A 6,682-nucleotide genomic window follows, 5' to 3' on the forward strand; every position below is an offset into this window, starting at 1 on the left:
TGCTTTTCAGAATAGGCCTGACCGGCCGGTGTTCCCAGCAGCATGTTCAGGGAAAAAAGGGCCGGAAAGAGCGGCCCGTCCATGGTGTTGTCAAGAATGAATTCGTGGATCAGGATCATACCTCCCGGGTCCAAGACGGAAACCGCCTTGCCGATGATTATACGGCAGTCTTTTGGTGATTCTGCATGCAGAATATGCGACAACCAGGCCACGTCATAGCGGCCTTCAAGCTCTTCTTCGAGATAGTCTGTGTCCTTAAATTCGATACGGTCTGTTAAATCGAATTTAGCAATGGTTTTTTCTGCAAAAGGCCGGGTAGTTGCCAGATCATAAACCGTGGCTTTAAGGCCCGGATTATTCAGACAAAATTGGATGGCATAAGTACCGGGGCCTCCGCCCAGATCAAGGAGACGCCTCCGGCCGCCCAGATCGATTAACGGCACGATCACAGGAGCCAGATTTATGGCAATATTAAACATACCCATCAGGAAGCTTTCCCGCCTTTGGCCGTCTTCATAAGAAGCTCTGGTTCTAACCGCTTGGCCGGATAGAACCGCTGCATCCATCTGCGCCCAGGACTCCACCAGATGATGATGGTGCATGATGATATGGCCGACATAGCGGGGTGAGTCTTTAACAAGAAAAGACTTGCTTACGGGGGTGTTGGCATATCTATCATTGCTTTTGCTCACAAGATTCATGGCGGTAAGGGCGTTAAGGAGCATTTCAACGGCCCTATTATTTCCGCTCAACTGTTGAGCCACATCCTGGCAAGCGAGTTGCTCGCTGCCGATGATCGTAAAAACATCGAGTTTGACCCCGGCATGCAGTGTACACGTTTCCCAAAATCTTCCTGAAATTTCCAACAGATGTCCCGGATTAAGATCTTGTGCAGTCATTGTGGTTATCCTTTTTGCCCTTATTGTTAAATTCTCTTTTATAAGTATTTATCAAATTTAGTAATATATTTCGACATAAATTTTTTATAAATTTTGTACGATAAAGACTTTACTTTTTGCTTTCATGATTTATTATCAAATTAATTTATTTCCGTCGTTGTTAAATGCTTCTTACGGGATTGTCGAAACAGCAAATATATAAATCCGTAATATGGTGATAATAATGGCAAAGCGATTGAATCTTCCTGACAATCTGCACGATCAATTTCAGCAATTGCTTAAATTTGCCCCTGGTGAACTACAAAACAATGTTGACATCCAAAATACATTATCAGTTTACTTAAAGTTTGGAGGCGAAAAGCTGACTCGTCATGGAATTGAGATCATCAACAGGCGTTATTTAGAAGAAAAACGACAAAAAGCCGAAGAACCTCAGGAGATAGATCCCGAAGACTCCGTAATTGATGCCTCCGAAGATCTTCAACATGACGATACCTCCTATTCAAAATCTGACGACTTGAACGATGATGACCCGGATGATTTTCCTTTAGATCCTTAACCATGCACCATTATAGATGGCTAAGTAAAAAGGTTCATATACCCCCGTCAAACCTCGGCGGGATAAAAAGGCGTAGTATTTTTTCAGGAACGAGGCCATACATGTAGCATGCCTAATGTCTGCAAAAATACTACAACGCCGTAGATGGGACTTTTTACGACGCCATCAAACTTGTTTTCAAAAGTGGCGTTATACCCAGATAAATGCCGAATAGAATCATAAAAAGGGCGCAGACGGCAAGAACACCATAGTACACTTTTTTGTTCAGATGACGCAGGCCAAAAAATGAGAGCGTTGAAACGATCAGGTACCATATCAGATCTCCGGCTTCGTGCCCTAAGAAAAATGCTAAAAGTTTCGGCCATTGCCGGAAAGATATGTCAAACTGAATCATAAAGGCGAACCCGATCGTAGCCCACCAAACCCACCAATAGGGATTAGACATGGAAACTATAATTCCGCCGATTACCGGGTTTTCCAGGCCTTTGTTTTCGAATGGGTTCGTGTCATTTGTTTGGCTTTCGGATGATTGTAAAAAATCGGTAGGGATCTTGCCAAGATAAATGTCTCTGGCAATTGATATTCCGAAACAGATTAGAATTACTCCCCCGGCAACGCCGATAATTCTTACTATAACTATGTTTTGCAGAATAAAAGAGAAGCCCATGAGCAAAAATATTATGATGCCCATTTCCAGAAGAGCGTGCCCGGCGATAATCCATAAACCCATGAGATAGCCGCGTTTGCTGGTTTTAGCGGCTTTAATAATAGTATAGGTGAGTAGCGGACCGGGCGACATGGCCCCGGTCAGGGCCACCAAAAAGGAAAATGAGAAAATCATCCAGAAGGTAGAAACAAAGCTTGTAATTTCGTTGAGCATGAGTACACTGGACCCGAAAATGGCTTTTGTAATCTAAAAAGGAATTTTTTACTTTTTACGAAACCGTCAAATATATTCCGATTTATGAGGGCTACGATGGAAAAGACTGAAAATGCAAAATTAGAATTGCCGGATGAACTTAAAGCATGCATCGAATTTCACGGGCATCTTTGCCCCGGACTTGTTTACGGTTACCTGGTTACAAAAGCTGCTATAGATCTGCTTGAACTCAGGCGCTCCAGGGACGAAGAGATCGTAGCTGTTTGTGAAAATGACTCATGCGCCGTGGATGCACTGCAAAGCATGTTAGGCACTTCAACCGGCAAAGGCAATCTGATCTTAAAGGATTACGGGAAAAACGCCTATACGATCCTGAACCGCACAAGCCAAAAAGCCTATCGCTTTTCCCGCACCAAAACCTATCGATACAGGGGAGAGTCCAAAAAAGAATTCAACCGGCTTGATGCAGCCATTACTGCCGGCACGGCAACCGAGCAGGAAAGATGGCGCCACAAGCTGCTCAAGGCCGTTGACCTGCTTTCAAAACCCTTTGATGATGTCTTTTCGACCAAGGAAGTCGAATTTATTGCGCCCCCGTTTGCGCCGCTGGCACGTTCTCAAGCGTGCGCGATGTGCGGCGAGATGACGATGTCAACAAAAATGGTCGCCGCAGATAACGGCAAGCGCCTCTGTATACCCTGCTCTGAATAAAGAATCCCCCGCAATGCGGGACAGGCTTGGCCCATCGAAGATCCCGCCACGCGGGGAAGGACCAGGTTTTTCAGGACTGAATAAACAAGATGAATTCTTTACGCTTCTACGATATCCCTGATGGCACCCTCGACTTCAGGATAATTAAAAGTAAAGCCGCAACTCAAAAGCTTCTCCGGCATCGCCCGCTGACTGAACAGCATTAAGTCTCCAAATTCTCCCATGACCAGGCGAATCATGAAAGACGGCGCCGGCATAATGGCCGGCCTGCGCAGAACGTGCCCCATAGCATTAGCAAAATCCCGGTTTGTGACCGGGTTGGGGGCGCAGAAGTTGACCGGCCCTTTAATATCCTCATGTTCGAGAATAAAGTTCACGGCTAAAACAAGATCTTCGATGTGAATCCAGGGGAACCATTGTCTGCCGCTTCCCAACGGCCCGCCTAAAAAGAATCGAAATGCGGGAACCATTTTTTCCATGGCGCCGCCATCCTTACCTAAAACGACACCAAAACGGGTGGTTACAACCCTTACCCCTTTTTCTTCTGCGCGCAATGCTTCCGCTTCCCAGTCACGGCTGACCCCGGCCAGAAAGTCACTACCCACCGGCTCTCTTTCTGTAAGCATGTCGTCCCCCCTGTCTCCGTAGTACCCAATCCCGGAAGCACTGCAAAGTATAATTTCCTTATTTGCGGATAAAGATTCGACCAGGTTGCGTGTCGTTAAGATTCGGCTGTCATGAATAAGCTGTTTGTAGGTTTTAGTCCAGCGCTTAAAAATCTGCCGGCCGGCCAGGTTGATGACTACATCTGTATCCTGCAAAGCATCCTGCCAGGTCCCTTTGCGGGTGGTATCTGCCGATATGTAACGAAAATTTTCGTCGTTGATCAGGTTTTGGTCAGGACGGGTCCCGACGGCGGTGACGTGGTGCCCCTGGCGCAAGAGGAAATTTGACAGATGCCTGCCGATAAAGCCGAGCCCTCCGGTAATAAAAATCTTCATATGGCACCTCCCGCTATCCCGAATATATCATAAAGAATTATCAAAAAAAAAAGCAGCACTCATTTCGTGCTGCCTTTAATACGAATCAAACTTGTCTAATCATTAGCAAGTGCTTGCTGTGCCACAACCACTGCAATCTGCTCCTGCTCCTAAATCTACTCCACAGTCAAGTTTAAAACCCATCTCTGTAAAATCTATCTTGATGGGTTGTACTTTTTCCATGAATTCCTGGTCTACGATATATTTGAAACCATTGATCTCATGTACAGTATCGCTCTCTTTAGGCTCATCCAGAGCCATTGCCAGCGAAGGGCCGCCTCAGCCACCCGCGTTTAGAAAAATCCGTATCGGAGCAACCTTTTTATCCTTAAAATACTCGGCAATCTGTTTTGAAGCTGATTCTGTTACTTCAACCATAATATTCTCCTTTTCAACAAAGCTTTATAACGAATTTCTTGAATTTCAAATAAAATAGTCCCCCCAATTCGATTTGTCAATGCAATGCACCCATAAATTTCCACGAACTATACCAGCAGTCGGGGGATTTCCCGGTAAAACAGCTCCATTAGGGTAAAAAGGTTCAGGGTTCAGAGGTTCAAAGGTTCAGGGTTCAGATATTGATACTCTCACCCTAATTGAGCGAAAGTCGAGGATATCCCAGATTCAAGGCGTCAAGGGTGAGCCGTAGTACCCTAATTGAGCGAAAGCCGAGGATGCCCCAGATCCGCGGCATCAAGGGTGAAGTCGTAGTCGTTTACTGCGAGCCCTTGATAACAAAGGAGATGGGGTATTATCGGCTTTCACTTAGAGATCATAGAGCGTATCATCTCTAAGCAGCGGTTTTTGTTTTGTTTTGGCTGCTTTTCCTCTTTTTCCAGGCAGGGAAAATGGATCTCCATTTTCCAAAAGATCACCCATTTCAGATTCGATCTGCTCGGGATCTTCACCCTTTTCCATGCGACTTAAGGCCTCGTCCATGCCCTCTCCCAATTTAAGCCCCGTCATGTCAGAAAGTTTTCGCATAAGATCGGCAGCTTGCCTCGGATCGTCCTCATTAACCTTATCAGCCTCACTGGCCAGCCTATGCATAGCCTGTTCCATCTTACTTGCATCAAAAGGAAGATCATCCAACTCGCTGCCCTCTTTGGCCTTGCCTGTGAATGCAAACAAGGAAACCTGTCTGGTGAGGGTCCGCACTTTACATTTTGGGCACTTGGGCTTTTTAGTTGTATTAACGGTTTTGGAAAAGAAATTAAATATAGTATTACAGTCCCGGCAATAAAATTCGTATATCGGCATACGTTACCTCATACAGTTTTAGGGGATTAAGGTCGGAATTTTTTGATTTGCGTGTTTTTTAGTATCTTATAATGTTTGTCGTTACCTGTTAGAATTGGAAGCCCGTACGCAATTGCCGTAGCACCTATCAAAGCATCCGCCAACTGAATTGAATGGCTTAAATAATGTTGTTCTACAAAGAACATTGCTTTAATGGATATTTCTTCTGAAATATAGAGAATTTCCGAGTTCCATACAAAGAGAGCCCTACGAAGATTATTGAGCTCATTCTTGTTTCTCATGCCTTGGACTAATTCCATATATGTAACGACAGAAATAAAGAAACTCTTTGAATTCTCAATAGTTTTATATGCCTTTTCATTCCCTTTCATATACCAAATAAGAACATCTGTATCGATAACCATTTAGTATCTCCCTTTTCTTAATCCCCTGATATATTCATCAACGTCTTGGACCATGTCGTTATCTTTCCAGATTCCAAATAATTCGTTCTTTGCGATTTCCTCCTTTTTTTCTTCGTAGGGAATAAGTTTGGCACAAGGCTTACCGCGAAAGGTTATTACAACTTCCTCGCCTCTATTGACCGTATCAAGCAGTTCCTTTGAATGGAACCGGAGATCTTTTGCAGTTGCTTTCATAGCTCCTCCTACACCTGTTTTAGTTTACATTTTGAAATATAAACTGTTGGAAGGTGTATGTCAATACACTATTTTAAAAGAGTTTTAGATGATCACCACCCTGAAGCCGAACGACATAGGTCAGCGGTGGCTATAAGCCCTCCGCCGGAGTGATTTGTTGGAGGCCATCACTTTTACTCATCAACTTCCTATATTGTTCATGAGTGATGTTTCTGTATGGTGCTCGTTCATGTGCAAAATTGGCAAAACCATCCAGTGTCTCAATCATAGCGACTGGAATAGGCCTTGTGAAAACTCGAAGATTGAATATTGCATAAAAATCAAGGAAAATCGTGTGATGTTACAATATGTTACCTAAATTGAGCGTTTCAAATTTTAAAAGGGGCTTTTGTTAGAAAGGCGTTTTCCATTTTCACCGCAAAGCCGGAGTAAAGAATCCCCCGCAGAGCAGCGGGACAGGCTTGGCCCATCGAAGATCCCGCCATGCGGGGAAGGACCAGGTTTTTCAGGACTAAATAAAGACCGTTTAGAGTGTACCCATGCCTTCACTTGATGTTATTGTTGATCAGTATATAAATTACCTGATTCTCGAAAAGGGCCTTTCAAAAAACACGATTGAATCCTACAGCCGGGATATTTCCAGATATGTTGAATATCTAAAACAAAAAGGGGGCAAGCAGATTTCAGATGCTGAC

At 44.3% G+C, this 6,682-nt stretch carries 10 protein-coding genes; 3 read left to right on the forward strand and 7 right to left on the reverse strand.

Going from position 1 to position 6,682, the window contains the following annotated elements:
• Positions 1 to 899, reverse strand: an 899-nt coding sequence (locus tag V3S16_RS09305) for a methyltransferase (RefSeq protein ID WP_413884408.1), incomplete at its 3' end; no start/stop codon positions are given.
• Positions 900 to 1,122: 223 nt separating this feature from the next.
• Between V3S16_RS09305 and V3S16_RS09310 the strand changes: the two genes are divergently transcribed.
• Positions 1,123 to 1,458, forward strand: a complete 336-nt coding sequence (locus V3S16_RS09310; protein WP_413884409.1) for a hypothetical protein — start codon at positions 1,123 to 1,125, stop codon at positions 1,456 to 1,458.
• A 154-nt stretch (positions 1,459 to 1,612) separates the two neighbouring features.
• Here V3S16_RS09310 and V3S16_RS09315 read toward each other — a convergent pair whose 3' ends face one another.
• Positions 1,613 to 2,338 carry a LysE family transporter gene (locus V3S16_RS09315; protein WP_413884410.1) on the reverse strand — a complete coding sequence of 242 codons (726 nt, stop codon included), beginning with the start codon at positions 2,336 to 2,338 and terminating at the stop codon, positions 1,613 to 1,615.
• Between the two features lie 96 nt (positions 2,339 to 2,434).
• On the opposite strand from V3S16_RS09315, the gene V3S16_RS09320 reads away from it, so the two are divergent.
• Positions 2,435 to 3,049, forward strand: a complete 615-nt coding sequence (locus V3S16_RS09320) for an FmdE family protein (RefSeq protein ID WP_413884411.1) — start codon at positions 2,435 to 2,437, stop codon at positions 3,047 to 3,049.
• Between the two features lie 98 nt (positions 3,050 to 3,147).
• On the opposite strand, the gene V3S16_RS09325 is transcribed toward V3S16_RS09320, so the two are convergent.
• The 5 genes from V3S16_RS09325 to V3S16_RS09345 all read right to left on the reverse strand — a co-directional run bounded on the left by V3S16_RS09325 (position 3,148) and on the right by V3S16_RS09345 (position 5,987).
• Entirely contained in the window at positions 3,148 to 4,050 is a 903-nt protein-coding gene (locus tag V3S16_RS09325) for a TIGR01777 family oxidoreductase (RefSeq protein ID WP_413884412.1), read from the reverse strand.
• A gap of 102 nt (positions 4,051 to 4,152) precedes the next feature.
• The gene (locus tag V3S16_RS09330) at positions 4,153 to 4,350 is read right to left on the reverse strand and encodes a hypothetical protein (protein WP_413884413.1); all 198 of its coding nucleotides are present in this window, start codon (positions 4,348 to 4,350) and stop codon (positions 4,153 to 4,155) included.
• Between the two features lie 504 nt (positions 4,351 to 4,854).
• Positions 4,855 to 5,349, reverse strand: coding sequence for an FmdB family zinc ribbon protein (locus V3S16_RS09335; RefSeq protein ID WP_413884414.1), 495 nt, complete (start codon positions 5,347 to 5,349; stop codon positions 4,855 to 4,857).
• A gap of 26 nt (positions 5,350 to 5,375) precedes the next feature.
• Complete coding sequence (locus V3S16_RS09340; RefSeq protein WP_413884415.1) at positions 5,376 to 5,753, reverse strand: type II toxin-antitoxin system VapC family toxin; 378 nt, start codon at positions 5,751 to 5,753, stop codon at positions 5,376 to 5,378.
• Entirely contained in the window at positions 5,754 to 5,987 is a 234-nt protein-coding gene (locus tag V3S16_RS09345; RefSeq protein WP_413884416.1) for a type II toxin-antitoxin system Phd/YefM family antitoxin, read from the reverse strand. It lies immediately after the preceding gene.
• A gap of 539 nt (positions 5,988 to 6,526) precedes the next feature.
• On the opposite strand from V3S16_RS09345, the gene V3S16_RS09350 reads away from it, so the two are divergent.
• Positions 6,527 to 6,682, forward strand: a 156-nt coding sequence (locus tag V3S16_RS09350) for a site-specific integrase (RefSeq protein ID WP_413884281.1), incomplete at its 3' end; no start/stop codon positions are given.

Source organism: Candidatus Desulfatibia sp., assembly GCF_036446775.1.
Lineage (GTDB): Bacteria > Desulfobacterota > Desulfobacteria > Desulfobacterales > UBA11574 > Desulfatibia_A.

Excerpts from the sequence above, each read along its gene's own strand:
- V3S16_RS09335 (WP_413884414.1), bottom strand. The coding sequence starts at position 5,349 with ATGCCGATATACGAATTTTATTGCCGGGACTGTAATACTATATTTAAT.
- V3S16_RS09330 (WP_413884413.1), bottom strand. The coding sequence starts at position 4,350 with ATGGCTCTGGATGAGCCTAAAGAGAGCGATACTGTACATGAGATCAAT.
- V3S16_RS09325 (WP_413884412.1), bottom strand. The coding sequence starts at position 4,050 with ATGAAGATTTTTATTACCGGAGGGCTCGGCTTTATCGGCAGGCATCTG.
- V3S16_RS09320 (WP_413884411.1), top strand. The coding sequence starts at position 2,435 with ATGGAAAAGACTGAAAATGCAAAATTAGAATTGCCGGATGAACTTAAA.
- V3S16_RS09310 (WP_413884409.1), top strand. The coding sequence starts at position 1,123 with ATGGCAAAGCGATTGAATCTTCCTGACAATCTGCACGATCAATTTCAG.
- V3S16_RS09340 (WP_413884415.1), bottom strand. The coding sequence starts at position 5,753 with ATGGTTATCGATACAGATGTTCTTATTTGGTATATGAAAGGGAATGAA.
- V3S16_RS09315 (WP_413884410.1), bottom strand. The coding sequence starts at position 2,338 with ATGCTCAACGAAATTACAAGCTTTGTTTCTACCTTCTGGATGATTTTC.
- V3S16_RS09345 (WP_413884416.1), bottom strand. The coding sequence starts at position 5,987 with ATGAAAGCAACTGCAAAAGATCTCCGGTTCCATTCAAAGGAACTGCTT.